2 protein-coding genes are annotated in these 1,756 nt (G+C 68.5%); both read right to left on the bottom strand.

Annotated elements, in window-relative coordinates:
* Positions 1-720: amidase family protein (locus RHBS_RS27475; protein ID WP_272913904.1), on the bottom strand; the 720-nt coding region annotated here is incomplete at its 3' end.
* The coding region (locus RHBS_RS27470) for a carboxyltransferase domain-containing protein (protein ID WP_128646914.1) at positions 710-1,756 on the bottom strand (1,047 nt) is incomplete at its 5' end. The genes RHBS_RS27475 and RHBS_RS27470, both read right to left, overlap by 11 nt.

Here is a 1,756-nt window from a genome sequence, read left to right as displayed (position 1 = left end):
CGGCGACGCGGGGGCTGCGGGGGATGCGGCGAGCCGTACGTCGGCCGGCCAGGCCCGGCTGCGTGGATCGGTGGCGGTGGGCCCGGTCATCACTTTCATTGCCGCAGTGGCACTGTCGAGATCGCGCGCGAGAACGGTGACGCAATCGTAGTCGGCGCACGCGGGCACGACGCCGGTGTTCGGCACGATGCCCAGCGAGGTCTTGATGCCCACGATTCCGTGGAAGGCTGCGGGTACTCGACCCGATCCTGCTGTGTCGGTGCCGATCCCGATGTCCGCGATGCCCAGTGCGACCGCGACGGCGGAGCCGGAACTCGAGCCTCCCGAGATCAGTGAGGGATCCCAGGCGCAGCGCACCGCGCCGTAGGGGCTCCGGGTGCCGACCAGTCCGGTGGCGAACTGGTCCAGGTTGGTCTTGCCGAGCACCAGTGCGCCCTGGCTCGTCAGTCGCTCGACGGCGACAGCGGACTGCGCAGGGGTGTAGGCGAACTCGGGGCAGGCCGCGGTGGTGGGCAGGCCCGCCACGTCGATGTTGTCCTTGACTGCGACGAGCACACCGGCGAGCGGTAGATCGGCACCCGCCGCGAGCGCCGCGTCGAGGGCGACGGCCTCGGCCAGCACGTCGTCCTCGTCACGCAGGGTGATCCATACCTCGGGGCGGTCCACCTCGGCGATCCGCTTGTAGGCCTGCAGAACTCGGTCCCGTACCTCAGGCTGCATCGGTCTTGCCCTTCGTCGTATCGAATTCCCCCGCCGCCGACCACGCGTCGCGCTCGGCACCGAAGGCGACGGCTTGTCTCGCGCGGAACTCGGCGATGGAGTCCGCGTTGGTGTCCAGGAAGTTCTCGTGCTCGGCGAGGGAGAACTCACCGTCGGTGATCTGCACTCCGCCGCCGCGGCCTGCCGCCAGATCTGCGCGCAGGTCCATCAGTTCCTCGGGTTCGACCGGGTACCAGGAGATTCGGTCGAAGAACCGAAGCAACCACGGGGTGCCCTCCTCGAACGGGCCGCCGCTGTAGGCGGCGCTGTGGTTCCACACCTGCGTGGTTCGACCCACGAACTGGTATCCGCCTGGACCCTCCATGCCGTAGATGCACAGGTATGCCCCACCGATGCCGACGGCGTTCTCCGGCGTCCACGTTCGCGCCGGGTTGTACTTGGTCGTCACCAGGCGGTGCCGCGGGTCCAACGGGGTCGCCACCGGTGCGCCCAGGTACACGTCACCGAGACCGAGGACCATGTAGTCGGCGGCGAAGACGGTGTCGAACACCTCTGCCACAGATTCGAGTCCGTTCATTCGCCGGATGAACTCGATGTTCCAGGGGCACCACGGGGCGTCGGCGCGCACGCCGTGCATGTAGCGCTGAATGGCCTCGCGAGTCGAGGGGTCGTCCCACGAGAGCGGGAGCCGAACCTGGCGGCTGGGAACCACGAGCTCCGAGGCCGCAGGAAGATCGTCCTCGACCTCGGACAGCAGACCCATCAACGAATCGATGGACAGCACATCGGGATTCACCTTCACCTGCAACGAGCGGATGCCTGGAGTCAGGTCCACCAGGCCGCGGGGCGCGAGCGCCTCGACCCGCTGATGCAGGGCGTGCACCCGGGCCCGCAGTGCCAGATCGAGTTTCATGTCGCCGTACTCGACGAGCACGTTGTCGTCGCCCGAGCGGCGGTAGGTGACGCACGTGTCGGCGTCGCGTCGGGCGATGACGCCGTCGTCGCCGTCGCCGCCTGCGGAGAACACCGACCGGCA

Origin of the sequence: Rhodococcus sp. BS-15 (assembly GCF_000813105.1) — a bacterium.
Classification (GTDB): domain Bacteria; phylum Actinomycetota; class Actinomycetes; order Mycobacteriales; family Mycobacteriaceae; genus Rhodococcoides.
The sequence above is the reverse complement of the archived record's forward strand: the minus strand, read 5'-3'. Positions and strand labels throughout refer to the sequence as shown.